24 protein-coding genes, 1 pseudogene and 1 riboswitch are annotated in these 25,849 nt (G+C 39.9%); of the genes and pseudogenes, 13 read left to right on the forward strand and 12 right to left on the reverse strand.

Annotated elements, in window-relative coordinates:
• Window positions 1-83: 83 nt before the first annotated feature.
• A complete protein-coding gene (locus tag BLV90_RS11400; RefSeq protein ID WP_143035049.1) occupies window positions 84-1,244 on the reverse strand; it encodes an acyltransferase family protein in 1,161 nt (386 codons plus the stop codon).
• A 5-nt stretch (window positions 1,245-1,249) separates the two neighbouring features.
• The gene (locus tag BLV90_RS11405; protein ID WP_091740946.1) at window positions 1,250-1,873 is read right to left on the reverse strand and encodes a GDSL-type esterase/lipase family protein; all 624 of its coding nucleotides are present in this window, start codon (window positions 1,871-1,873) and stop codon (window positions 1,250-1,252) included.
• Window positions 1,874-2,373: 500 nt separating this feature from the next.
• Here BLV90_RS11405 and BLV90_RS11410 point away from each other — a divergent pair, with 500 nt between their 5' ends.
• From BLV90_RS11410 to BLV90_RS11425, 4 genes are all read left to right on the forward strand, one after another.
• Window positions 2,374-4,527, forward strand: a complete 2,154-nt coding sequence (locus tag BLV90_RS11410; protein WP_091740949.1) for a transglycosylase domain-containing protein — start codon at window positions 2,374-2,376, stop codon at window positions 4,525-4,527.
• Window positions 4,528-4,872: 345 nt separating this feature from the next.
• On the forward strand, window positions 4,873-5,301 hold the full coding sequence (locus BLV90_RS11415; RefSeq protein ID WP_091741074.1) for a VOC family protein: 429 nt from the start codon (window positions 4,873-4,875) through the stop codon (window positions 5,299-5,301).
• A 995-nt stretch (window positions 5,302-6,296) separates the two neighbouring features.
• Window positions 6,297-6,611, forward strand: coding sequence for a DUF485 domain-containing protein (locus tag BLV90_RS11420; RefSeq protein WP_245726335.1), 315 nt, complete (start codon window positions 6,297-6,299; stop codon window positions 6,609-6,611).
• Window positions 6,608-8,131, forward strand: a complete 1,524-nt coding sequence (locus BLV90_RS11425; protein ID WP_091740955.1) for a solute symporter family protein — start codon at window positions 6,608-6,610, stop codon at window positions 8,129-8,131. The genes BLV90_RS11420 and BLV90_RS11425 overlap by 4 nt, the downstream gene beginning before the upstream one ends.
• Before the next feature lie 114 nt (window positions 8,132-8,245).
• Here the strand turns inward: BLV90_RS11425 and BLV90_RS11430 are convergent, their stop codons facing one another.
• The 7 genes from BLV90_RS11430 to BLV90_RS11460 all read right to left on the reverse strand — a co-directional run bounded on the left by BLV90_RS11430 (window position 8,246) and on the right by BLV90_RS11460 (window position 13,027).
• Window positions 8,246-9,109 (reverse strand): DUF4097 family beta strand repeat-containing protein, encoded by an 864-nt coding sequence (locus BLV90_RS11430; RefSeq protein WP_091740958.1) that lies wholly within the window; start codon window positions 9,107-9,109, stop codon window positions 8,246-8,248.
• Entirely contained in the window at window positions 9,102-9,662 is a 561-nt protein-coding gene (locus BLV90_RS11435) for a DUF1700 domain-containing protein (protein WP_091740961.1), read from the reverse strand. Before BLV90_RS11435 ends, BLV90_RS11430 begins: the two co-directional genes overlap by 8 nt.
• A complete protein-coding gene (locus BLV90_RS11440) occupies window positions 9,649-9,978 on the reverse strand; it encodes a PadR family transcriptional regulator (protein WP_091740964.1) in 330 nt (109 codons plus the stop codon). The genes BLV90_RS11435 and BLV90_RS11440 overlap by 14 nt, the downstream gene beginning before the upstream one ends.
• Window positions 9,979-10,063: 85 nt before the next feature.
• Window positions 10,064-11,209 carry an alpha/beta hydrolase family protein gene (locus BLV90_RS11445; RefSeq protein WP_091740967.1) on the reverse strand — a complete coding sequence of 382 codons (1,146 nt, stop codon included), beginning with the start codon at window positions 11,207-11,209 and terminating at the stop codon, window positions 10,064-10,066.
• Window positions 11,210-11,623: 414 nt separating this feature from the next.
• A complete protein-coding gene (locus tag BLV90_RS11450) occupies window positions 11,624-12,184 on the reverse strand; it encodes a histidine phosphatase family protein (protein WP_091740970.1) in 561 nt (186 codons plus the stop codon).
• Window positions 12,174-12,587: an NUDIX domain-containing protein gene (locus tag BLV90_RS11455; protein WP_091740973.1), complete on the reverse strand. Its 414-nt coding sequence runs from the start codon at window positions 12,585-12,587 to the stop codon at window positions 12,174-12,176. The genes BLV90_RS11450 and BLV90_RS11455 overlap by 11 nt, the downstream gene beginning before the upstream one ends.
• A gap of 68 nt (window positions 12,588-12,655) precedes the next feature.
• Window positions 12,656-13,027: an iron chaperone gene (locus BLV90_RS11460; RefSeq protein ID WP_177168028.1), complete on the reverse strand. Its 372-nt coding sequence runs from the start codon at window positions 13,025-13,027 to the stop codon at window positions 12,656-12,658.
• Window positions 13,028-13,311: 284 nt separating this feature from the next.
• A riboswitch (M-box (ykoK) riboswitch) is annotated at window positions 13,312-13,475 on the forward strand.
• Between the two features lie 268 nt (window positions 13,476-13,743).
• Between BLV90_RS11460 and BLV90_RS11465 the strand changes: the two genes are divergently transcribed.
• From BLV90_RS11465 to BLV90_RS11480, 3 genes and pseudogenes are all read left to right on the forward strand, one after another.
• On the forward strand, window positions 13,744-14,679 hold the full coding sequence (locus BLV90_RS11465; RefSeq protein ID WP_091741077.1) for a magnesium transporter CorA family protein: 936 nt from the start codon (window positions 13,744-13,746) through the stop codon (window positions 14,677-14,679).
• Window positions 14,680-14,722: 43 nt separating this feature from the next.
• Window positions 14,723-15,142: a thioredoxin family protein gene (locus BLV90_RS11470; RefSeq protein ID WP_091740979.1), complete on the forward strand. Its 420-nt coding sequence runs from the start codon at window positions 14,723-14,725 to the stop codon at window positions 15,140-15,142.
• A gap of 356 nt (window positions 15,143-15,498) precedes the next feature.
• Window positions 15,499-16,104, forward strand: a pseudogene (locus BLV90_RS11480) (acyltransferase family protein); the annotation flags it as partial.
• A 50-nt stretch (window positions 16,105-16,154) separates the two neighbouring features.
• Here the strand turns inward: BLV90_RS11480 and BLV90_RS11485 are convergent.
• Entirely contained in the window at window positions 16,155-17,363 is a 1,209-nt protein-coding gene (locus BLV90_RS11485) for a multidrug effflux MFS transporter (RefSeq protein WP_091740985.1), read from the reverse strand.
• 19 nt (window positions 17,364-17,382) lie between these two features.
• Window positions 17,383-18,918 (reverse strand): FAD/NAD(P)-binding protein, encoded by a 1,536-nt coding sequence (locus BLV90_RS11490; RefSeq protein WP_177168029.1) that lies wholly within the window; start codon window positions 18,916-18,918, stop codon window positions 17,383-17,385.
• 202 nt (window positions 18,919-19,120) lie between these two features.
• On the opposite strand from BLV90_RS11490, the gene BLV90_RS11495 reads away from it, so the two are divergent.
• The gene (locus tag BLV90_RS11495; RefSeq protein WP_245726340.1) at window positions 19,121-20,428 is read left to right on the forward strand and encodes an APC family permease; all 1,308 of its coding nucleotides are present in this window, start codon (window positions 19,121-19,123) and stop codon (window positions 20,426-20,428) included.
• 59 nt (window positions 20,429-20,487) lie between these two features.
• Here BLV90_RS11495 and BLV90_RS11500 read toward each other — a convergent pair whose 3' ends face one another.
• Complete coding sequence (locus BLV90_RS11500; protein ID WP_091740995.1) at window positions 20,488-20,829, reverse strand: DUF1360 domain-containing protein; 342 nt, start codon at window positions 20,827-20,829, stop codon at window positions 20,488-20,490.
• 109 nt (window positions 20,830-20,938) lie between these two features.
• Here BLV90_RS11500 and BLV90_RS11505 point away from each other — a divergent pair, with 109 nt between their 5' ends.
• The 5 genes from BLV90_RS11505 (at window position 20,939) to BLV90_RS11525 (ending at window position 25,822) form a co-directional block, all read left to right on the forward strand.
• A complete protein-coding gene (locus tag BLV90_RS11505) occupies window positions 20,939-21,142 on the forward strand; it encodes a hypothetical protein (protein WP_091740998.1) in 204 nt (67 codons plus the stop codon).
• 17 nt (window positions 21,143-21,159) lie between these two features.
• Window positions 21,160-22,710: a multicopper oxidase family protein gene (locus BLV90_RS11510; RefSeq protein ID WP_091741001.1), complete on the forward strand. Its 1,551-nt coding sequence runs from the start codon at window positions 21,160-21,162 to the stop codon at window positions 22,708-22,710.
• Between the two features lie 476 nt (window positions 22,711-23,186).
• Window positions 23,187-23,837, forward strand: a complete 651-nt coding sequence (locus BLV90_RS11515) for a class I SAM-dependent methyltransferase (protein ID WP_091741004.1) — start codon at window positions 23,187-23,189, stop codon at window positions 23,835-23,837.
• A gap of 177 nt (window positions 23,838-24,014) precedes the next feature.
• Complete coding sequence (locus BLV90_RS11520) at window positions 24,015-24,917, forward strand: O-fucosyltransferase family protein (protein ID WP_091741007.1); 903 nt, start codon at window positions 24,015-24,017, stop codon at window positions 24,915-24,917.
• A 155-nt stretch (window positions 24,918-25,072) separates the two neighbouring features.
• On the forward strand, window positions 25,073-25,822 hold the full coding sequence (locus BLV90_RS11525; protein ID WP_091741010.1) for a TylF/MycF family methyltransferase: 750 nt from the start codon (window positions 25,073-25,075) through the stop codon (window positions 25,820-25,822).
• Window positions 25,823-25,849 lie beyond the last annotated feature (27 nt).

The following is a 25,849-nucleotide window of genomic DNA, read 5'->3' on the forward strand; positions in this document are numbered from 1 at the left end:
TAAGGATAGATATCCGCTTTTATACGGTTTTCGAGTAAAATACAAGAAGGTTTGGTTATAATAACCAAACCTTCTTGTATTTTTTATTGTTCTATTACCAAAGCAGTACTCTTTTGCTTATTTCTGTTTTTATAACGAATGGGGCTTTCGATAAATTTCCAAGAAAGCCCCGCTATTGTAATGATTAAAGCTAACTGAGCGACTATACGGATGATAGTATATTCATCCCCTGAAATCGCTTCAGGAAGTGATAGCGTCAGTATAGGGTAATGCCATAAATAAATCCCATAGGAGCGAACACCTAACCACTTTAACGGACCCCATCCTAACATGCGATTAAACCAATGAAGCGAAGGGTGAACAATAGCGACAATTACAGCCACAGTGGCTACACATTGAAGCACCATCCCTCCTTGGTACAGAAAAGGCTCAACCTCATTAGTATACAAAACCATCCAAAGTAAAGTGGCAAGGCCGCCTACTCCCAATATACTTAGTATTACACGTGTGCGTTTGTTGTCAGCACTTCTTTCCATAACCTTTTGGCTTGGCAAGTATAGGGCAAGCGCTGCACCAATCAAAAGAGCAAATGCACGAGTATCTGTCCCGTAGTAGATCCTGCTTTGGTCCATCAATCCAGGTTCATATAGATATGCCATGGCAAGAGCAGAAACCAATGCTCCCAGGAGAATCAATCCGATTAGCCATTTCCGTTTCCGCTTTCTAATGAAGAAAAGTCCTAACCACAGCAGAAAGGGCCAAAATAGATAGAATTGTTCTTCTACGGCTAAGGACCAGAGGTGTAATAGAGGAGAAGGTTCACCAAAATTAGAAAAATAGGATGCATCACTGATAATGAACCACCAATTATTTAGATATATCAGGGATGCAAGCAAATCTTTCCATAGATTAGTTAACCGAGAAGGATCTGATATAGCCATCCAGATCACGACAATGATCAAAAAGAAAAATAGTCCTGGCAGTAGCCGTCTGGCACGCCGGAGCCAAAAATCACGCAAGTCAATTCTCCCGAGTTTTTCCCGCTGCATAACAAGTATATCGGTAATCAGATATCCAGATAGGACAAAAAATATCCCTACACCTAGTAGTCCACCAGGCATCCAATCCAATTCGAGATGATAGGCAATCACAGCTAACACTGCGATTGCCCTCAATCCATCCAATCCAGATATCCGACCTTTTATCTGAGAATGCTGCTCATTGACTGTCTTTGTATTATCCATGGCGATCACTGGCTTTTCTTGTTATTTTCGAGGTCATCAAGGAGCTTTTGATAAAATTCTTTTGTAAAATGCACGCCATCTTTACCACGTAGATCGGATTGATCTTTCAGTAAACCAGACAAATCGATATAATCTACGTTTTCCTTTTTGGATAATGCTTTTAAGCCTTTATTCAATCGAGGAATATTTTTGAATTTAGGTTCTTTTTGCAGTGCTTTTGCGGTTACAGGTGGGACGGATAAAACATGAATTTTCATTTCCGGTGATTTTTCTTTTAGTGTCTTGATCAATTTTTCATAGTCGGTCAGGGTTTTATTTACTGGGTCCTTTACTGGAAAATACAAGCTGTTCAAGCCAAGTAGAAAATATAGATCTTTAGGCTTCTTACTGACAATTTTATCAACATCTTTTAATGCAAACATCGGGGTGCCACCATCACTAGTTATCACATTTTCTTTACCTGCAACCTCAGGTAATCCTTTGAAAAGGGAATCCCCATAATAGAGATTGCTCGATGTTTTATTCGTATCTTCCTTTCCCCCATAAGCGTCTCCGTTTTGTTTCCCTCCACAAGCTACAACAGTTAAAGCTAAAATAGCAACGAGTAAACCCATAAATAGTTTTTTCATAGCCGCATTTCCTCCTTAAAGTCATTGTGATTAAGAATGTGGCATATCATTCCACATAAACATTCACTCTTAATTGGTGGTGTGCGTCTAGTATAGGGGAGTGAATAGTCGAGAAACAGTGTAGAAAGAAGGTGAAGTTGTCCAGGTATAAACTAAGGGGAAATTAGCCAATTAAAAAATTAAAAACGCTCCTTTGTGTACAATTGTTTTGAAGAGCCAACTCAAACAACCACACAAAGGGCGTTTTTTTCTCCTAGTCTCGGGCTAATCAACAACCCTGCTGAATCACTACAAAGGGCATTAACTATAATTTCCTACTTTTGGTATAGAGAGAATGATTGAATTATGTTATATTGCGTCGAAGAGTATTTAGTTATGTTATATTGGTAGAGTTATGCGAGATATGTATTTCCTTTAGTTTCATGATATAGCAAGGATTGGAAAATTAGACAAGAGAGCTCTAATCTCAGACGAATCAGGAATCCCAGGGGGTTTTATATGTGGAGAGTAACCGGATGGAACGAGGATCGCTTCCTTCTCGTTCTCGAGGGAAAAACCGTTCTACCGCTCGCTCTTTCGGATCACGTAGCGATCGCCGAGGAAAATTTGGCAGGGGAAGATCAAGACGTTCAACATCTGGCGGCGGAAACGGCGGTAATCAGAAGTGGTTCCGCTTTTTCAATAAAAAATGGATTTTACTAGTATTGTTAACCAGCGTCCTACTCGCAATTGGTGGATTTTATGCGATATTTTTTGCTGGTAAGACCTATTCAATCAGACAAGCGGTAGATGCAATGGCAGTTTCGTCATCCATCTATGACGAAAATAATAAACCGGTTGTCCAATTGGGTGGTGCGAATCGGGAATATGTGAAACTGAAGGATATTAAGTCACCCGAATTGGCAAAAGCCTTTGTTGCTGTGGAAGATGAGCGGTTTAGAGAGCATAATGGTGTGGATTTTCGCGGCTTAGGGCGTGCGGTGGTACGAAATATCATATCCTTCGGTAAAGGAGAAGGGGCGAGTACGATTACCATGCAGGTATCGCGTAATATCGTACTTAAAGATTCAGAGAAAACCTATTCTCGTAAACTCAGTGAGATGGCTGTTGCCATGTCGTTGGAACGCGAAGACTCTAAGGATACAATCCTAGAAAAATACCTCAACTATATCGAATTAGGCAATGATGTCCGTGGGGTCAAGATGGCTGCTAAGATTTATTTTGGTAAGGATATCACGGAACAGAAGCTGAAGCCCCAGGAAATTGCGTTGTTAGCAGGGCTACCAAAAGCGCCTTACGGCTATAATCCTTATGTTAATAAAGAGGAAGCCTTGAATCGGCGTAACACCGTCTTAAATAAGATGGCTGAACATACGCCAGGCGGACAAATCATTACTAAAGCCGAAGCGGAAAAAGCGAAGAAGACAAGCCTAGGCGTTAATAAAAAATATCTCAAACGCGGGCAATATGCAGCCTATCGTGATTATGTGTTGAGCGAAATCAAAGAACGTTATAGCAGTATCGCAGGTGATCCTGTGAAACTGAAAGATTTTGTTAATGGTGGATACAAGATTAAAACATCATTTAATCCCAAAGCTCAATTGGCCGCCGAGAGAGCTCTAAAAAAGGATAGTTACTTTAAGAATAAAAAGGGTCAGGTAGATAAAAAGTTAGACTCGGGTCTCACCCTGATGAATTGGCGAAATGGAGAAGTAGTGGCGGTTGGTGGAGGACGTAACTATGTTACTGGAAACTTGTCTCGTGCTACTCTGAAGGTCCCACCGGGGTCCGTAATCAAACCGATTACGGTCTATGCTCCAGCAGTGAAAGATTATAATTTCAATGAATATACGACTAGTTTTGGTAAGGTTCCGATGCAAGAGCTGGTCTCCAAGTCCCTCAATACGCCAACCGTTAGGTTATTAAATTATTATGTAACAGTAAGTGCTGCTGCTAACTATGCAGAAAAAGCTGGGATTAAGCTTGATAAGAAAGATAAAAGAAGTTATACAGCCCTTGGCCTGGGTGATTTCATCCCGGGGACGAGTACACTGGAGATGGCGCAAGCATACTCGGCTTTGGCTAACAATGGGAACAACACGGAAGCGCATGCTGTCGTTAAGATCATCAACCGAGATGGGAAAGTTGTCAAACCTGATAAGCCAATCGCCAAGAGTAAACAAGTCTATGATCCGAAGACAGCGTATTATATGACACGAATGCTGAAAAAAGCTGTACAGCCATATGTATGGCTGGATGATGAGCGACCTGTTGCAGGGAAGACAGCTACGACGATACCGAATGCATCATGGTTTGTTGGCTATAGCACCGATTACGTAGCTGCGGTAAACGTCTTTAAGGATGGTGATACACCTACGGATCTTCGTGTTGGTGATTTTGCAACTTCGATTTGGAAAGATGTAATGACCGTTGCAGAGGAAGGAAAACCGATTACTGATTTCAAACGACCACCAGGTGTTAAGGAGCCGTTACCTCCATTTGAGCCGTGGAAAGATAATGAACAATCCCCGAGAGGAGATCAAGACGACGATACGCATCCCCCTGGTAGATCCTTTGGTGGAGATTCCCAACCCCAGGGAGGGGGTATTCCTGGGCAACAACAAGGATATCAGGGTGATCAAACCCGGCCGTAGATAGGCTCTAAAGCATACAAGAGGTGACCCAAGAGGCTGACATTGATTTAAATACTGGAATGAAGGAGGATTTGTGTCCTATATAAGGGCATAGATCCTCTTATTGTGTGTTAAATTGGTATTTATTGGTTTTTGTGGAGAATTAAAGTAGGATACGAGTAATCGAATAGGTATGTAAGTAAAGAAAATGGATGAGTGAAAGAGGGTAGAATCCGATTCATTTGAATCTCAAGGAAGATCACCTCAGGAATAGGAAAATTTTGATCTTCCTAGCTAGTAGGAATTAAGTTGGGTAGCGCGGAAGTAAAGGGTATGAAGATATAATATAGAAGGAGATGATTGATGATGGCATTAAAATTGGTTCCTTATTTGGTGATGGATGGTAATGCGAAGGAGGCTATTCTTTTCTATGAAAAAGCTTTTGGTGCTAACCTCTTGTATCAACAAACCTTTGGAGAAATGCCAGAGAATCCAGATTTTCCTCCTTTACCCGAGGCAGCTAAAGAACGAGTAGCTCATGCGATGTTAAAAGTCGGCGAAACAGATTTGATGTTTTCGGATACCTTCCCAGGTCAGCCGCACAAAACGGGAAATCAAGTAACAATCTGTATTTCCTCTGATGATCCGACGAGGTCTAGAGAAATTTTCGAAGCTTTACAACAAGATGGCACGGTAAATATGGAACTACAAGAAACACATTTCAGCCCCGCGTATGGGATTGTAGTCGATAAATTCGGAGTCTGCTTCCAAATATACACCGAAGGTAAGTCATAATGTTATAGAAAATCCTGCCTATAGATAATAACCAGCCCAATCATTTGATGATTGGGCTGGTTATTATCTATAGGCATTTAAAGGACAAAGACTTTCATTCTTAGTTTCCGCGGTCTTGGCCACTGCGGGGTCGGAAGTACCGCCTTGATCGCTCGCTATATCGGAAAACGACAGATTCAGAAGGCCCGGCAGACTGCAAAACATCGATTCTTCTAGCAGAAGTGCCAGGCAGTAAAAATCGACCTTAAAATTAGCATATAACGTTACAAAATCATTCTTTTGTAACGTTATATTTCAAGGGGGATGAAATAATGGATTTCATAACCTTTATTTCTCATTGAAAAAAGTTAACTTAACTTTTGAGATAAATGAGAAATGAAACATGCGAGTACGTGAATTAGGCTTCGGTTCATTTTAATGGGCCTTTATATCGCATTTAAAATGGAGATTTTTTTGAACTAGACTCACGAATGTGATTCATTTTATTTATATTTAAATCTATTCCTTCAAGTGTATGGGGATTAAAAAATCGATTTTTCCTTTATTTATTAATATATTATTCATTTCTTTTTTCGTTTTTGGCAATGATATCTAATTGTTTACTATGAATCCGTGACTTAATGCTGATACCATTCGAGTCCCTCCTTTCCACATCATTGGATGGATTTCGAACCAACCAATGATGTAAAATGGAGTGGAATAGAAAACCGATGAATGGATCATTGTTCGTCTTTCGCAAGTGATTCGACAGTTATCTCGGGGTACCACTGAATAGACTATTAACAAAGAATTGCGCTCGAATCAGGTTTGGATCCTAGCGTTGCTGGTTCTACCCTTCTTCTTCTACTCATATGAGTGTTTCAATTTTCCAGTAAAGATAAATAATTTTAAATACTACCAATAATTTATTGTTGATTAAAAAAATAAAATTGTATACATTATTCGTATAAAGAGATTGAAAAAAATGGGGTAATCATAAAAGGAGGATGAAAGTTTTGATAAATCAAAATGAAAGCGATTACAAAAAGATTGTACGATCTCCCCTTTTTCAAGAATTGTTGCAAAAAAAGAGGAAATTTATCATTCCGACTACTATTTTCTTTTTTGTATTTTATTTTTCGCTTCCTGTCCTAACTTCTTATACTACTGTGTTAAATAAATCTGCTATAGGTCCTATTTCATGGGCCTGGGTGTTTGCATTTGCCCAATTTGCAATGACATGGGGACTGTGTCTCCTATATTCAAGCAAAGCAAAGACGTTTGATACGATTGTGGAACAAATTAAAAAAGTTGGAGGTGAAGATAAGTGAACTATACAGCTTTTTGGCTATTTTTAGTGATTGTAGCAGCAACCCTTGTTATCACTTTTATCGCAGCTAAAAAAACCAATACGACGAATGAGTTTTATACCGCAGGAGGTGGTCTAACAGGTTGGCAAAACGGATTAGCAATTGCTGGGGATTATATGTCGGCCGCATCGTTTTTAGGAATTGCAGGGATGATTGCACTAACAGGATTTGATGGCTTTTTTTATAGTATAGGTTTCTTGGTTGCATATTTGGTGGTTTTGTATTTGGTTGCTGAACCATTGCGTAATCTTGGTAAATATACGATGGCTGATGTGATTACTTCCCGGTTTAAAAATAAAAATATTCGTAGTGTTGTTGCTTTGAATTCTATAACTATTTCTATTTTTTATATGATTGCACAGTTAGTAGGAGCTGGTGCGTTAATTAAATTGCTATTGGGTCTAGACTATACTACCTCTGTTCTCATTGTTGGCGTCTTGATGACCATCTATGTGGTGTTTGGTGGAATGATGGCGACGAGCTGGGTTCAAATTATTAAAGCAGTTTTGCTACTTGCTGGTACCTTTTTAATCTCCATTATGGTATTTGCCAAGTTTGATTTTAGCATTACAAATATGTTCCAGCATATGAAAGAAGCAACTCCACTTGGCGAAGCTTTCTTAAATCCAGGTAATAAATTTAAAGATGGATTGGATAATCTTTCGCTTAATTTGGGTCTTGTTTTGGGAACGGCTGGTCTGCCTCATATCTTGATCCGCTTTTTCACAGTGAAAGATGCACGAACTGCTCGCAAATCAGTAGTCAATGCTACCTGGATTATTGGTATTTTCTATATTATGACGATCTTTTTGGGTTTTGGTGCAGCTGCTTTTGTAGGAACGGATGTGATTGAAGAAGCAAACAATGCAGGGAACATGGCCGCGCCTTTGCTAGCAAAAGCATTAGGTGGAGATTTCTTATTTGCCTTTATTTCCGCAGTAGCTTTTGCAACGATTTTGGCCGTTGTGGCTGGATTGGTCTTATCTGCTGCTTCCGCGTTTGCTCATGATTTTTATAGTCATATCATCCGAAAAGGGGAAGCATCCGAAAGGGAACAAATGAATGCTGCAAAATGGGCATCCGTCGGCGTGTCGATTATTTCAATTATATTGGCATTGTTTGCACAAGAGCTAAATGTTGCTTTTCTGGTTGGTTTGGCATTCGCGGTAGCAGCTAGCGCTAACTTGCCAGTCATTTTGTTTACGGTATTGTGGCGACGTTTTAATACAACTGGTGCAATCGCAAGTATGTTGGTGGGGCTTTTTAGTTCTTTGATTCTAGTGGCAATCAGCCCTAATGTATGGAGTCCAGAAGCAGGCAAAGCGATTTTAGTGGGTAATCCACTGATCAGCTTAACGAATCCTGGCATCATTTCTATACCACTTGGTTTCTTGGCGGCATATTTGGGAACTATTTTATCGAAATCCAAAGACGAGGATAACTACGATGAGGTTCTGGTTAAGTCGCAGCTTGGGAAGTAACTGCTTGTATTGATTTGATTTTCAAAAGAGAGTGTGGAAACCAAGCATATTATCTCCACACTCTCTTTTATTTAACTATTTTTAATGTAAGTAACGGGGTATTAGTCTGTATTCTCATTTTTTCAGTGAGATGTCGCCGTTGTCGGTTTGAATCGTCAAAGTAGAACCCTGTCCATCCGATTTTTCTTTTCCGATGATTCCCTTCACTTGACTCTCCGCGAAATCATCCTTCAGATTCTTTCCGCCAGTTATGGGGTAATCGGTCTGAATGTCTCCAAAATCGGTCTGAAAATCCACCTTTAAAGAAGTTGGCTTCCTTGGTGTACGGATACTAACATCGCCGAAATCCGATTTAATTCGGTTATTCCCCTTGAAACCGTTAGTGGACGTCAGCTTAACATCACCATTGTTCGTTATTACATCCAACGGAGCATCGATTCTCTGAAGGGAGATGTCGCCGAAATCTGACTTCGCGTTCAGCTGGTTGCCCTTATATCCATTCAGATTAATGTCTCCATTGTTCGCTTCCACCGTCAACTCTTTCGCCGACAGTTTTTGATCGACATCAATACTAGAATCCGTTTTAAAGGTCAGGGATTGATATTGTTTTTCTGGAAGGTACATATCGAGTTGCAGAGGTTTCATCCCGTTATAAATAAAACCGAATTGAACAAAGGGGATCATCTCCTTTTGTCTTACATCGACTCTGACTAATCCGTTCGTTTTTGACGTTTGAAGGTCTACATTACTTCCAATATATCTTTTCCCCGACAGTTTCATCTGAACTTGATCCTTGGTGCTCGGATGGATGTTCACATCGACCAAATCCCCTTCTACAGCCAGTTGATCTACGTTTTGAGCATTCACGGATTTTTTGATATTCACATCTTGACGTCCGTTCCCCGTCATTATTAAGACCACCACCCCGACCAATCCAACTACTATTAATGATAGGGCAAGTTTCACAAGTTTACTCATGTTTATCCCCCCCTTTGATGATGTTCAGATTGGACTTTAGATATCGGACGAACCATTTAACATACGCACGAGAAAATCGAATAGTCCCCAATCCCAGCAATATGCCTAGACCGGTAGCAATCAAACCAGTGAATAGGTTAAATAAAAACTCCATTAAACTGTTCACTGTCAGCAGGGATCCGACGACAAACAAGGGGGTGAGCGACAGAACAAAAGAGGATACATACAGAGAAAAAATCAGGGCGATAACAGCAATCATTGGGCCGATAACTACTAGATTAAAAAATCCAAGCCCCAGGAAGATGAATGCCGCACGGAACAGACTGACAATAGACTGATTTTCCTGCGCCCGTTCCAGATGGTAGTCCGCCATCAGTTCTCTGGCAAGTTTCTTGGGGTTTCCCAGTGACCGGGCAATCTCCCCCTCCGTTCTTTCGTTATGAAACCCGTGTTGGAAGTGCTCTTCATAGTCGGACAGGATTTCTTGTCTGTCTTTTTCAGGAAGCTTTCGCAAGTGTGAGCGAAGTATCTTCAGAAACTCATCCTTCATCATGACCCAGCCCCTCCTTGATCAATTGATCGACTCCTTTGTTGAATGTCTCCCACTCCCCGATCAATTCCTTGGCATACCGCTTCCCTTCTTCTGTCAGCTGATAATACTTTCGCGGCGGCCCTTCCTTGGATTCAGATAGGTAAGTGGTGAAATATCCATCTTTGGTCAAGCGTCGCAATATGGGATAGATCGTTCCCTCAGCAATCAGGAATTTTTGCGAGATCTGATCGACTAACTCATACCCATACCGATCCTTTTTCAGCGTCAGAACCAACACACACAATGTGAGAACGCCTTTTTTAAATTGCACATTCACAGGATGACCCCTTCCTGCAGAAGGTATTAGATATTAACAGGTACTAACCTGAGGTAAAACATTTTGCGTGGAGTGAAGATAGGATCTACTTTTTATTGATAGTTCTCTCCAAAATCCAACTTGATATCGTATTTAAGACGGATGGTGAAATCGTTTCCTTAATGGTTTCATATTCCGCTGGCGACCCGGTCTTAGCAGTTTGGAATAGATGATTGAGCCTAGGAAATTTAACGATCGTGTAATCTTTATTACCTGCATCTTCTAAAGCTTCGGCCATAGCCGGCAGATTTTGTTTGGATGAGACTTGTAAATCAAGCCCACCATTAATTGCTAAAACGGGAACTTTAACTTGCTTTAATGTAGCTTCGGGGTCATAGGGAAGAAAATTGCGACCCCAAGCTGAGTTAAAGTCCTTAACTTCTTCATAGGAAGTTACTACTCCATAGGCTTTATATTTCCTTTTTTGAGCTTCTGATAATTCACCCAGGTTTTTAGTGAGCATTTTTTTTAATTTTGTGCGTGCTTTTTCTTCACTCTCTTCCTTTTTTAATATTTTGGACATTAATTTAAAGGTTTTTAGGTTTTTTTTGATGAGTTCTTCAGGCGCTCCCTGAGCGCGCGTTGTCAACTCTACTTGTTCAAGTATAACTTCTTTAACAGGTGCAGCTGGTCCGGCCATTGATGCAATAAAGGCGACATCATCTGTATTTTTTGCTACGATAGGAGCAATCATTGCCCCTTCACTATGACCAATTAGTCCGATTTGGTTTGAATTGATATCTTTCAACGTTTTTAAATAGTTTACACCTGCTTGAGCATCACTGGCAAAATCGTTCGTTGTCGCTGTATCAAACTTTCCCCTCCCCGTCGATTCACCGACACCACGCTTATCTACACGCAACACCGCAATACCTTTTTGCGCCAAATGTTTTGCTAACACTTTAAATGGCTTGTGAGGACCTAATGTTTCGTCACGATCCATGGGTCCGGACCCTGCAATAAGGAGAACGGCCGGGACTGGACCTGATGATTTTTGCGGCAAGGTTAATGTTCCTGCCAAGGTGACACCAGCAGCTTTATTTTTATATTTCACTTCTCTTTCTTTATATCCCACTTCTTTTTCTTGGGTGGGGGATTTGGCTTCTGACTGTTGATTACCTACCATTAAAATAGAACCCATGATGAAAATGATAGACAGTGCTGTAATAACGATCTTTATTTTAGAACTCATAGCCTTAATCTCCTTTCTTTTATGACACTCACTTAACTAGTTGCACTTTATGTCACAAACTCAAATCAGGCACTCCTTTCTATAAGGTATTAAACATTAACAGGTACTGTATACTGACTTGAAGGTAACACGAGGTACAAAACATTGCAATGGGGAAAAATAAGGAAAATTATGCCGCCGTTTGTCTAATAAACGAAAAAATGACTTGAGTCCATATCGGATTCTCAAGTCATTTTTTCATTATATGATATTCTGAATTCTGTTTCATCGGACTTCTTTTGGACAGCCAGTCATATTGCTTTGTTAGGATAGGGTTCTAATTCTTCTGGTATCTGTAACCTCCATAAGCGAATCGGAAACATAGACTAGTGAAGATTCCAAATGTGAAGGGGTTGAAATCTCCGCCATAAAGCACTATTTCCATATTCTATTTATAATACTATTACGTGTATTTATCTCGAATACGTCTGGATTAGTTAATCTCTCCCAGTTATCAAAACCAATCCAACTGTTATAATATTTAAGCATTACAGTCAACATTCCGCCATGAGTTACTAACGCTGTTTTATTAAAACCACTATCCTTTAAATCTTCTATCACTGATATCCCGCGATTCATTGCTTCATTCAGGGATTCTCCGCCATCTAATGACTTATCTACATTTGCAAAGCTATCCTTTAGACAGTCCCTCCAATCATCACGATGCGATTCACAAAGTACCCATTCAGAGAGTCTTTGATCCATCTCTAATGTAACACCACTTCTCTGTGTAAATAGCTCAATAGATTCACATGCTCGGACCATTGGACTGGATATGACTCTATCAATAGATAATGGAAGCAAAAACTCCGTTAACATTTTCGACTGCACTTCACCAATATTGGTTAATGAAGCGCTAAATTCCTGCCCTTCTGCTTTACAATGACGGATAATATAGATAATACTAATTTTGCCTCTCTCCTTACTAGTATTCATTTTTCCAAGATGATAAATATCTTTTTAGACCTGCCAAATCAACCCAAGAGAATGATTCAGGAGATTCTATGATCTGATTATTAAGTTCCCAAACATCTACCCACTGAGCATCTAAGGAACCATCTCCTCGCTTTAATAGTTCTCCTTTTGCTGTGCAACGGAAATAGACCCCCATTGAATCTATATTACCTCGTATTGTTTGATATACAGCGAATGGCTCAATACATTCAACATTGGAATCGGGTAAATTTGTAGTTAGGTAGGTCTCCTTCCCATGAACTAATTGCACTTGCAAGCCCGTCTCTTCTCTAACTTCGCGATGTAATGCTTGTAGTAGTGATTCAAATGGTTCTAAACGTTTACATATATCATGATAACCTCCTAATCTAGTGCTCGTTGTAATCCCTAGTACTCCTTCCTAAACCAACCTCTAGTTATTGAGAGGCAGGGTGTAGAAATGAGTACCTTCTATTAGCAATGATCATTATAATGGGCTAGATTCGCATCTACAGATTCTTTTAATATTTTCTTTATTGCATCTAAGGGTAATCGATCTATAGACTTAAATCGAATACACCCTTTTCCGATGTTTAGCTTTCCTAATAAGTCTGCATTCTTTTGCAAGACCGGTGTATTTAGTATATATAAACTTATATAGTTTTTTTGTGAAGCAAAAGCACACAGTGGTCCATTCTGTTCATAATAGGGCATCTTATATTTAATAATTTCTTTAGCATTTGGTGCGACCTGATGGATGAGCTCTCTAAGTCTAGCCAGATCTTCTTTACGATCACCTGGTAGTTGAGCCATGTATTCCTCTACTGTGTTGATTGGTTGGGACATCATAATTCTTCCTTTTAATTAGTTTGTATCGTTCTATCACTGTTTTTATTATATTGTTTCTTGATGAGGATGCAAGGGACCAGTTTCCTAGGCTTAGAGGAGTAATGGTTCAAAACCGGAATAAGCGTTACTGGCAAGACTCATGACGATCTGGACTACTCGGTCTATGATAGCTACCCTGTCATATATGGGGGAAGTCGTGAAGTTGACTTTACATTGACATCCGTAGAATATCATTGTATATTCAAATGGTATTTATCATGTCGTATTTGAATGGTAATTAAATACGTATCTGTTAGGTGAGGCTCCTGTATAGAGATATGCTGCTGCCCAAAAATGTCGAGAGACGCCAATGGGTCAACAGGGAAGATCGGCTTAAGGTCTTTTCTAATGTAGCTGGCAAAATGCCTATGCTATACAGTGCTAAAACTCAACGAGAGGAACCAAAGGTCACGTTGACTGTTTCTTTTTGAACAGACTCTGAGACTTTTTATGTGTTGTGCAAATTCAAGCCCTCACTTCTTCTTGTTGAGAAGTGAGGGCTTTTTAGCTTGTGTACTAAGATTGTTTACCAATTTCTTTGCTCCATGAAAGGAGGTGAGGAACATGTCTACCGATGACCCGTTACCGATAAGGTTTAATATTCAAATTGTGGTGACCCTACAGGTAGTATGTTTCCTACCTTCTATGGGATCTAAGAAAAAGAGGTGAGCATGATGTTAACGATTTATCAATCCGACACCCAAGGAGCTTTACAAGAAGTAAATCAGTTTAAAAAAGGATGCTGGATTCATCTTACCCATCCTTCTGACGAAGAAAAACAACGACTGATTTCCGAGTTAAACATTGATCTAGATTTTCTAAATGATGCGCTTGATGAGGAAGAAACTGCGCGTATCGATAAGGAGAACGGTCAGGTCATACTGTTCGTTGAAGTTCCGATTTCCCAAAAAGAAGGAGACAAAGAAATATATACGACGGTTCCGTTGGGGATTATGGTCACAGAGGACTATTTCCTGACCGTATGTCTGAAAGAAACAGACGTCATGAAAGATTTTGTCCAAGGAAATGTAAAAAACTTTTATACCCATATGACAACACGTTTTGTTCTCCAAATTTTGTTTCGTACTTCAAATTATTTCTTGCAGGGCTTGAAAAGAATTAATAAGCATAGGGAAAATCTCGAAATATCCATGCGGAAATCATTGAAAAACAACGAATTGTTATCTGTACTTGCCATACAGAAAAGCCTTGTTTATTTTTCGACAGCCTTGGAAGATAACAGTTTGCTGGTAGAACGCCTGTTAAGCGGTAGTTTCCTGAAAATGTATGATGACGATCAGGAGTTGCTCGAGGACGTAAAGATCGAAATGCGACAGGCGATCAAAACGACTGAGATTTACTCTACCATCTTAGGAAATGTCATGAATGGATTTAGTTCCATCATTTCTAATAACTTGAATCATAAGGTTAAATTGCTTAGCGCCCTGACTATCATCGTCACATTGCCAATGATAATTGCCACTTACTATGGTATGAATGTCAAGCTTCCGATGCAGGATCATCCGCAGGCATTTAATATCATTATGATTTTGTCTGCGACTATTACTATTGGAACCGCCCTCTTATTCTGGAAAAAGAAATACTTGTAATCGTTGTGTGGAACTTCAACCAACGGAAGAGAGGGGCGAAAGTATGAAGAAACGAAATGAAGGATGGTTTTATCTGTTACTGTTTGGCGTTCTGGCGGCGGGGTTGGGAAGTTCTTGGTATTTATATAATCTAGACAACTCCGCATTATCACAGGAAGTCAGTGAGCTGAAACCCGATCAATTAGCCGAAACGGTCAAGCAAAAAGAGAAGATTCTGTTTGCCTACTTTTATACACCTGATTGTGCACAGTGCAAAAGTGCTGAGGAAATGGTTGCTAATGCTGCAAAAGAAAAAGGTGAAAAATGGGTAAAGGTCAACGTTAAGAATGCAACTGATTTGCAAGCAACTTATCAAATTAAGGGTGTTCCCAGTCTGATTGTATTTCAAGGTGGAAAAGAAGTATCTAGACTGGACAAAGGTTGGGAAGAAAATAAGGTGACGGCTCTATTTCAACAGAAATAGAGCATTGAAACAACAAAGCCAGGGATATATCCCTGGCTTTGTTGGCAACATACTTTCTGTTAGCAAGACCTTTACTTTTCTCATAAAAGTAAAGGTCTTTTTTATGGGCTTAACTTGATTGAACCAACCTTCTACTTTAAACCAAGAAAGCATCTCTAAACCTACGATCAACATGAATCCAAGAACCATAAAGTATCCAACCGCCACATTAACCCTAGCATATGCCCAAAATTCATCCTATAAATTCCGGCGATAAACGTCAGCTTGAACGTGCAGTTGGTAATATTTACATATGTATAAATAAATAATTCTCATCTATAATCATTCGGAAATAGGGCTTACAAGGAGAATCCTTTATGAGTAAGAGAGTGAAAGAACTAGATTCTATACGCGGATTAGCGGCTATTACAGTGGTAATAGGACATTTTTTCTTAATGCTCCCATCATTACCTAATTATATAAAATTATCGCCTCTTCGATTTTTATGGGCTGGTGGAGAAGCTGTAATCGTTTTTTATGTCCTAAGTGGTTTTGTGTTATCAATGGCACTTTATCATTCTAAAGTTAATTATTGGGGATATTTAATTAAACGGTTTATACGAATCTATGTCCCCTATTATTTTTGGATATTCATTACCTTCGCTTCATTTATTATATTTTCGTCCTATGAAGTTACTGGCTTACGAGATTGGTTTTACGATAAATGGCAAGGACCTTTAACAAAGTTAGACATTTTCAATCACTTAGTACTGCTTAATAATTTTTTCACAGACAACTACAATCCTGTTGTTTGGTCATTAACGCAAGAGATGCGCATATCGATTGTATTCCCCCTGCTATTCTTTGTTTTTTATAAATTACACTGGAAAAAAACAATCCTTTTTGCCGTGATTTTTTCCGTTATTAGTATTGTATCTAACATATTGGGTATTGGGAAAGCTGCAGGATTTTATAATGGATATAAGGGTTATCCATGGATAATATGTGATTCTATAAATATAAAATAATCATATTAAGCTGCTAATGTCTTACCCTTTCTCTCTTCCCTCCATATCAGTATATAGAAGCTTACAACTAGTAATAGACACGATAAGAAGATGGTGATGATCATGGGAAGTGAACTGCGTACATGTATGGTTCCTAGAATGAATCCACAGATGGCTCCAGAAATCATCTGTAGAAAGAAAAACAATCCGGATGCGGTCCCTGCAATCTCTTCAAATGGTTCCATCACGGAGGCTTGACAAGCTGGAAAGATTCCTCCTACACCTACCATTAACAGCACCATTGGAAGGATAATTGACCAGACGGTGTTAATTCCTCCAAGGGCCAGGGTCAACATAATGGAGGCTGATACGAAGGCGAGAGTTCCTTCAATAAGGATCACTCGATTTAAGCCGATATCGTTCGAGAATTTCCTCGTAAAAAAAGTACCTACGATGTATCCTACAATCACCACTCCGTATAGAAATCCGTAGACGATAGGGGAAATACCTAGCACTGTCTGAAATACAAAGGAGGATGTTTGAATGTACGTATAGTAGGCACACCAAGCAAGACTGATCGCTAAACTATAGGCGAGAAATAATCGATTAGTGAGTAAACGTTTATAGTTTCCTAATATAGACTGAAAACCGATTTTTTTGAGCGGTTGTTGATTCGTCTCTCTCACCCATAGTTGGATAATAACCCAAAGGATTGAGGAATAGGTGACCAAAAGAATAAATGACATTCTCCAGCCGAATGTTACTTCAAGCCCCCCTCCTATTATCGGTGCAATCGCTGGTGTCAGAGCGATTGCTGTAGATAGATAGGTAAGGGTTTTTATCTGGGCTTTTTGGGAAAACAAGTCCTTTGCGATAACCCTTGCAACGACTGTGCCGCAACACCCTCCCACTGCTTGGAAAAATCGTCCGATGATGAGGATCCATACATTGGGGGCCAATAGGCAGCAGAGCGAAGCGATTACATAGATAGATAGACCCCATAAGATTACGGGCTTACGTCCATAACGATCTGACAAAAACCCACAACATAACGTGGACAGCGCATATCCAACCATATAGAGACTAAGGGTGAGTTGAATCTCCGAGGCATTCGTTTTCAGGTCGTTAATCATATGAGGCAATGAAGGCAAATAGAGACCAATCGAGGCTTGTGGTAAACAAACAAGCGCGATCAGGACCCCTGTGATTTTCCAACGCTGCTGTGATGGGCCCATAGGGAAGCTCCTTTCTACTCTATACGGATAAACTTGCTCTTTTTCCCCCGGATGTGGAAGTATCCATCCACTTCACTAGATCCTGTGCAATACAGCTGGCGTGCTTTGCAATCATCTCCAGGGAGCTGGTGTAATAATAGGTCCCACATGTAACATGACCAATCGCCCGTAAGTGGGGGTCCGTTTGGTTGTTTCGATCCACTAGCGCACCCGTCCCAAAATCCGTCTCCAAGCCTCCCCATGGATTTTTAATCGCATATCCTTTACTGAGCATCGCTCCGATCAACCCTGCTTCACTTTGACCTTCGAGGTGTCTGACAGGGCCAGTAGCATTAATCACCCAATCAAACTCCAATTGTTCATCATCTTGCATAAGGGCATAGAAGGAGCCATCTTGGTAATAGCCCATGTACTGTAATCCTGCCTTTACAGATAGCTGCCCTATTTCTATGAGGTGTAAGATTTTTTTAGCGTTACAGACGGGCATTGGGTTGCGCTTTGCTTGGAAATATCGATCAAATCGCTCAAGGTAGAGTTGTTTATCTTTTTTAGATAAGTGCCGCCAAAACATTTCGATTACTTCATTGATAGCAGCTAAAATGGATTGTTTTACACCATTCGCCTCTACTTGATCTAGATCATTCATTAATCGCTCTCTCAGATTCATCTTCAATTCTTGTTTAGTAAACAAAATATCTCGCCAGTGAATTTCTCCGTCTTGAAACTCTTTTCGAAGCAATCTAACGAAATCTCGCAGTGAAATCATATCTTCTTTTTGCTTAATGAGTGAACGAAGACTTTCATTGGTAAGATTGGTCAATCGATGGGGTTGAACAGGTCCTCGAACTGCAGGAAGTTCTCCACTTCTGGAAAGGAAACTGATAGCCCCTTCATGACCCTGCTGCCGAAGAGCGATTGCGATATCCACGGCAGTTAATCCCGATCCAATCACCCCCACATGAGTATCCTTCGTTATAGGGGCCAAGGCTCTCTTTAGTGGATAAGCGTTATGAATATACTGCTCCTGTCCACTTAAATGATAATGATCCTTTAAGTGGGGATTACCAATACATAAGATCACCACATCATGTTCCTCAACCTCTCGTCCCTTGGTAATTAAGCGATACTTTTTCTCCGCTTTTATTAATTGAATTACTTCACTGTATTCTACCCGAATATGTATATTTTTTTCTAGTGCTCGGCAGATACTTGTTTCAAATGAGTCTTTTAAGTACAGTCCAAAAAGACTTCGGGGCATAAATTTCTCTTTTCGTACCGTGATTTCTGGTCGTTGGCTGAGCCACTCCCAGAAATGCTCCGGATGGTCGTTATCGATGCTCATAAACTTTGCGTCACGATTTAACAACAAGTCCGCATAGTCGGTCTGATATGCATTTCCGGGTCCTACAGAACCCTTTTTTTCATAGATCACCACGCGTAATGACTCGAACGGTGGCCTTTTCTTCGTCTTTAGCACCAGGTGGTGCAACAAAGAAATACAGGAAGCTCCCCCACCGATAATACTGATCGATAAGTTTTTACGTTGATGGTTCATGCCATACCCTCCCTTAATTAAAGGCATCCTTGACCGAGTTATATTGTTTACCATGACAAACAATGTTTCCTTAGGATAAATTATACACCATATATTTCCCAGTGGGTGTTTTTTAAGTTAATCTTTTTTTAAGATGTTAAGGCCTTCATGAATCGCATATCCTTCCCTATAGCTGGGAATAGGGAGGGTTTATTGGGTGTCTATGTTGAAGAAAAAGTTAGGTACCACCTCAATGGTAGCTACCAGCACAGGAATGGCTTTATCATCTAGTATTTTCCCAGCAATCATTCTAGCAATAGGGAATTTGGGTATGTTGACGGCGATGAGTGCAATTGCGATAGCTGGGATCTTAAATTTCACGATTGCCATCCATTTTGCTAACTTATCTCAGATGTTCCCTGAAGCAAAAGGAATTAAGGGATATCTTCATGAAGCTTTTGGAGAGAAAATCTCTTCTTTTTTCAGTTTATTATATTTATTATTAACCTGGGTAGCAGGCGCTCTGGAAATTTATATTTTTTCTTATGTTATATCCTATCTTGGTCAGTATTTTAAACTGCCTATTGTCTCCTCTATCCCGGGCATCGGATGGACTATTTTTCTTCTTTGTTTATTTTTCTTATTAAATTTATGGGATGTGGAAGTGGCGAGTAAGTGGCAAAGTATAATAACCTATGGAATGTTTACTCTGCTTGTTCTATTCTCTATGTACGTATTCTTTCAGCCTACCCATCAAATAGATATCTCCCCTATTAACTTTAGCTGGAACTCCTTTATTATGGCGGTAGGAGTTTCTATGTACCTTTTTCGTGGTTTTGAATGGGTTGTACATATGGCAGGGGAAGTTAAAAATATCAAGGTTGTTGCGCGGGCCCTTCCTATTTCAATCATGGTGTTAACAGGAGTCTATCTTATCTATACCTCGACACTTCCATTAAACCACTCTCTATCGATGCAGATTCTCTCCTCACCCGTTCCGCATCTTTTGTTGTCTAAGTTATTTGGTTGGATTGCCCTAGCGATGATGGGATTAATTAGCTTGATGGCTACTTTGACGACGTACAATGCAACCATGATGGGGGTCTCCCGCATGATTTATGACTTAGCTTCCGTGAATTTACTCCCTCAAATATTTACTCGTGTTCATGGAAAGTTTCGTACCCCTTGGGTCGCAATCGTTGCTACTTTTCTCATTCAACTCGTCTTTGCCCTCCTTGTCTCCGTTACACACAATTTTCACATCCCCATCTTAATGGCAACCATCATTCAAGGAATTGTTTACGCACTCTCGGGTACTGCCATCTGGATCTTACGGAATAAGGCTAGGCAAAACCAATTTTTGTGGTTTCGAGGAAGCTCTACTATTGCTTTGTTTTCCACAGGAATTTTTATCTATCTCTCCATGATTGTCATCTTACCAAGCTTAAATGGAAGTGTAGGAATTTCATTATTGATCACCACTCTTCTTACATTCGTCTATGTTTTCTCTGTTAAAAGAACTTCCCTTTAACAAAAACACAAAGATCCAGTAGGTAGTCTTCGCGTCTATCTACTGGATCTTTGTGTTTTTTACTCGGCATATGTTTGCACTACTGCAGCGGCTCCTGCAATAGCAAGGATTAAAATAATAGGGAAGCATGTAGGGAGCTGATAGAAAATCGTGACTATAATTAGTGTGGACCAAATTCCTACACACCAGTGACAACTAAGTAATTTACCGATCCATCCTCGCAATCCGGTTCCCTTGATTTCTACTTTTCTCACCCACCCGCCATCTCCATCGAGCTCCATCGTTACACTGAGAAAAGGATCCCTCAGAAAAGATGTGATTTCATCATATACGATGAGTCGAGTAAGACGAAACGAAGCCAGTATCATAATTGAAAGATGAATCCATGATAAATTCTCCATGCCCCTCTTCCTTTCAGGATGTTTCAAGATACAGGAACGCTCCATTACGAATCAACGTATCTTATGACTAGGCAACCGTTGCTGTGAGTAAATTGGAGGTGTCTTGAGCGTGTTCAATAAAGACAAAAAGGCAGAAAACTCTGGGGCGAATAAAATACCTAAGCCAAACCCCGCTCCTGTTCTTCCTTCTACACCTAAACCTACTCAAAAAACAATTATTCAACCCCAGGCACGGCGCAAAAAAGGCGGCTGTGGTTGTGGAGGAAGTACACCAAAACAAATGCTAAATAGATCCAATAAGCCAAATAAATAGAGCAGGAGGGATACTCGTTGTTCTTACAAAAGTATGTGGATCCCCTTCCTATCCTTCCTACTCTACAGCCCTATTCAATCCGGAGTGGAATTCCTTATTATATCTTACGGATGAAGCAAGTGAATCAGCACCTTCATCGTGATCTAAATAAAACCCCTGTATGGGGGTTTGAAGGGATGTATCCGGGCCCTACCATAGAGGTTTGGGAAAACCAAATCATCGATGTTTATTGGAAAAATGAATTGCCCCTGCGTCATTTATTTCCTGTGGATACCACGATTCATGGAGCCGGGGAAGATGTTCCACAAGTACGGACGGTCTCCCATTTGCATGGAGGACACACCCCTCCAGATAGCGATGGACACCCTGATGCATGGTTCACAAGGGATTTTACCATTACAGGCCCTCGCTTTAGAAACCAAATCTACCGATATCCCAATCCCCAGCGGCCCACTACCCTTTGGTATCATGACCATACTATGGGGATTACTCGTATAAATAATTATGCGGGTTTATCTGGCTTTTATCTCATTCGTGGTATTGAGGAAGAGCGATTACCTCTTCCTAAGGGGTGCTATGAGATCCCTCTTCTAATCCAAGATCGTAGTTTTCAACCAGATGGATCGTTATATTATCCAAGTGGGCCTAAGCCTCATAAAAAAGACCTTCCTTGCCCTTCTATCGTTGATGAATTCTTTGGGGATACCAATCTAGTCAATGGTAAGGTATGGCCTTATTGCGAAGTTGAACCACGAAAATACCGTTTTCGCATCCTAAATGCTGCCAATGCTCGATTTTATAATTTAAAACTGGGGTCTGGGCTGAAGTGGATCCAAATTGGTACAGATGGTGGTCTATTAGAAGCACCTGTCCAACTTTCCTCCCTCCTCCTCTCACCTGCTGAACGTGCAGATGTCATCATCGATTTTTCCAAGTTGCAAGGTCATACAATTACGATGACTAATGATGCCCCAGCTCCATTTCCTGCTGGGAATCCTGTTGACCCTGATACTACGGGACAAGTCATGCAGTTTCGTGTGAATCAATCCTTAAATGGTGTGGATGATTCAATGATTCCTCTCTCCTTTGCACCACTTTCTCTCCCTAATCCCACAGCAGCTAGCTATACACGTAGACTCACACTAGATGATGAGATGGATCGTTATGGCCGAATGTTGATGCTATTAAATAAACACAGGTATGATGATCCTCCTACAGAAACACCGCAATGGGGGGATACGGAAATCTGGGAGTTAATCAATCTCACTCCCAAAACGCACCCCATTCATCTTCATCTCATTCAATTTCGCCTTTTGGATCGTCGCTCCTTTGATGTTGAGAGGTTTATGCAAAGGGGGAGGTTGATTTTTACCAGTCCTCCAAGGGTGCCTGAGCGCAATGAGCTGGGTTGGAAGGATACCATTCGAGCAAATCCTAAGGAAGTAACCAGGATTGTCGTCCGCTTTGTTCCCTACACAGGTAACTACATATGGCACTGTCATATTCTTGAACATGAGGATCATGAGATGATGCGGCCATTGGTAGTTGTAGATAGACACTCCCAATGAATCCTATTAGGGGCCATAGTATCTAAAAAGGAAAGACATACGTTTAGACAATAAACACAATTTAACCGACCACCCACACGGTTGAGGGGAAACAGTCGGTTATTTTTATTAAATAGATCGTGCCGAGGTCTCTGAAATCAAAGTCTTTTAAAAATAGATAGCTGTCTGTAGCACCCCTTATATATTAATCTCATATGATGGCCATAAGAAAAGGAAGGGTTATGTAGCCTTCGCCTTTTGGCTTAAGAAAGGTATCTAAGTTGTGGGGCTTTGCACCAGTCTTGGAACTGGATCATTTGGGCGTTAGCGTTCGGTTTGTCGGAATTGCTGAGAAAATGATGGTAGTCGGCTGATCAAGCTTGCAAAAAGTGTTAAGCACAAACGGATAATAGTTTTTTAAAAACAGACGCATCTTTTGGTTGATGGATCCCCTTCTTTGACCAATTTTTAGACAAACAATAAGAAGGTGTGTGAATTTGGGTAGGCTAAGAAAATATTTCGAGCGAAATGATAAACGAATGATTGATAAATGGGTTCATTATTTTGATATATATGAACATCATCTTAATCGTTTCGTCAATCAAAAAATCAATGTATTAGAAATCGGTGTTTACCATGGTGGTTCTCTCCAAATGTGGAAGAATTACTTTGGCAAAGAAGCAACCATTTATGGTTTGGATATTCTTCCACAATGTAAATCTTTTGAGGAAGAACAAATTAAAATATTGATTGGTGACCAAGGAGATAGGAAATTCTGGAAAGAGGTAAAACCTACCCTTCCTATATTTGACATCATCATCGATGATGGTGGCCATCTAATGGATCAGCAAAAAATAACATTCGAAGAAATGTTTCCTGTCCTTTCTAGTAACGGCATATATATCATTGAAGATCTTCATACAAGTTATTGGAGTGACTATGGGGGAGGTTTATATGAGAGTGATAGTTTTATAAACTACTCCAAAAGTATAATCGATTCATTAAATGGGTGGCATCAAAGACCCGAAAACAAAGATTTATTCACTACTTCAATCTGGTCTATGACCTATTATGATAGTGTCTTAGCAATTGAAAAAAGGCTTAAACAAAGGCCACACTATATAAGGACCGGAAGGCACTCTTTTTGACTTGGTTTTGTACGTACAGACTTTTCCACTTGCAAGAGAACAAGTTGTTGGATTGACCGATATGAGTTATTGTACTGTTTCCTTCCCATTTGCAACACCACTTTTCTGTGCCTCGAAATACCGTTTTTATTCTAAGTGGTGTTGCAAATTCACTTTATCAGGTAAGAGGGGCTAATTATGATATTATTTTTTGAAAATATTGTTAGAAGTCACGAAGGCCTTTGTAACCAGCTGATGGGCGTTTTTAGAACGGTAGGAGAAGCTCTATTCTTTTCAAGTAAAGGTCACTCTGTTGGCGTTATTTTAAATGAGTTTTATACTAGAACTTCCATTAATTTCGACTCTTCTCGAAAGATCCCAATAGACTCATTTATTGATATGCAGAGTTTAACTACACTACTTAGTTCTAGAAATATTTTGGTTATACAATCTAAAAAAGAGATCCCCTCTCTACTTCGAAAAAATATATTTAAGTGTGAGAGAATGCCTCTGAACAGGAAAATGTCTATTGAAGAGCATAAAAATATGGGTATTTTTATTGCTAATTTCTTCCCCTTCGCAAAAAAAGTTCAAGATATTTCTAGTTTAACTATAAATGAGTTATCGGTTTATAAGAAATGGAAAGGGATTCATTTACGGATAGAAAGAGATCTACTGACCGTAATGTCTGAGGAGTCTTTAGATATCCTGAATATAACTCAAATAAAAACTATTTGTAATTCAGTTAGTTCTGATAAAGATCTATCTACCATATATATTGCTTCTGGACTCCAAGAAAATGAATATAATCGAGTGGTTTGTCAAATCAAACAACAACATCCTTATTTAACAATATTAAACAAAAGCAATATTTTAAAAAATAACCCCAAAATAGAGCAACAATTTAATTCATTGTGTCTAGAAGAACAAGCCTTGGTAGATTGGTTAGTTTGCTTAGAAGCTCCCTTTTTTAGTGGATGCTATTTTTCTTCTTTTGCCTATTTAGCAGCTTATATGCGTCATTATCGAGGGTTTCGCTCAGGAATGACAAAATTAGAGGGTTCTCATGAGTTTTGGGACGAATGGTTCCCTAGACTCTAAACAGCTCTTTGGTGCGGCTATCGCTCATGTATTAATCCGTATCCTCTATCATTTTATTTGAAAGGAGGCGAACGTATCTTTTTTAGTCATAGGATATATACAAGGTAATGACTGTTAGTCAATGGCTCAGGATTCTATTTTAAAGGAGTAGGTAAATGATTACTAATATCAATGTATCTAGGGAATTATATTTGGAATTGTTGAAGAAGTCTATTTTGAATGAGATTTACCTTGAATATGAACCGAATGCTGATGAAATTTCCCGCAATCAAGGGAAAGACTGGCCGGCTGCAGCACATAGCATGATCGGCCGAGCGCGAATGAATCATTTGCAGACGTGTTTGACCAACATTATTGAAGAGAACATCGAGGGGGATGTGATTGAAACTGGGGTGTGGCGAGGAGGAGCTTGTATATTCATGAGAGGTTTTTTTAAGGCTTTTGAGGTAACTGATCGGCTAGTTTGGGTTGCTGATTCCTTTGAAGGACTACCAAAACCAGATAGTAAGTATCCAATGGATACAGGTAGCATTTTTCATACGTATGATCGATTGAAAATATCCCTGGAGGAAGTAAAGAAAAACTTTGAAAAATATGATCTATTAGATGATCAGGTGACGTTTTTAAAGGGCTGGTTTAAGGATACTTTACCAACCGCACCGATTGAAAAAATTGCGATTGCAAGACTAGATGGAGATATGTATTCCTCTACGATAGACGCACTGAACAACTTATACGCCAAGGTGTCCCCTGGCGGCTATGTCATTATCGATGATTTTTCCATTCCTAGTTGTGCTACGGCCGTTCACGATTTTAGAAAGGAGCATCGCATCAACGAACCTTTGTTTGGGATTGACTGGTCAGGAGTCTATTGGAAAAAATCCAAGGAAACGAAGAGCATTTGAGTTGTCCATTAAAGAAGCTATATCAAA

The organism is Marininema mesophilum (genome assembly GCF_900106775.1).
GTDB classification, from domain to species: Bacteria; Bacillota; Bacilli; order Thermoactinomycetales; family DSM-45169; genus Marininema; species Marininema mesophilum.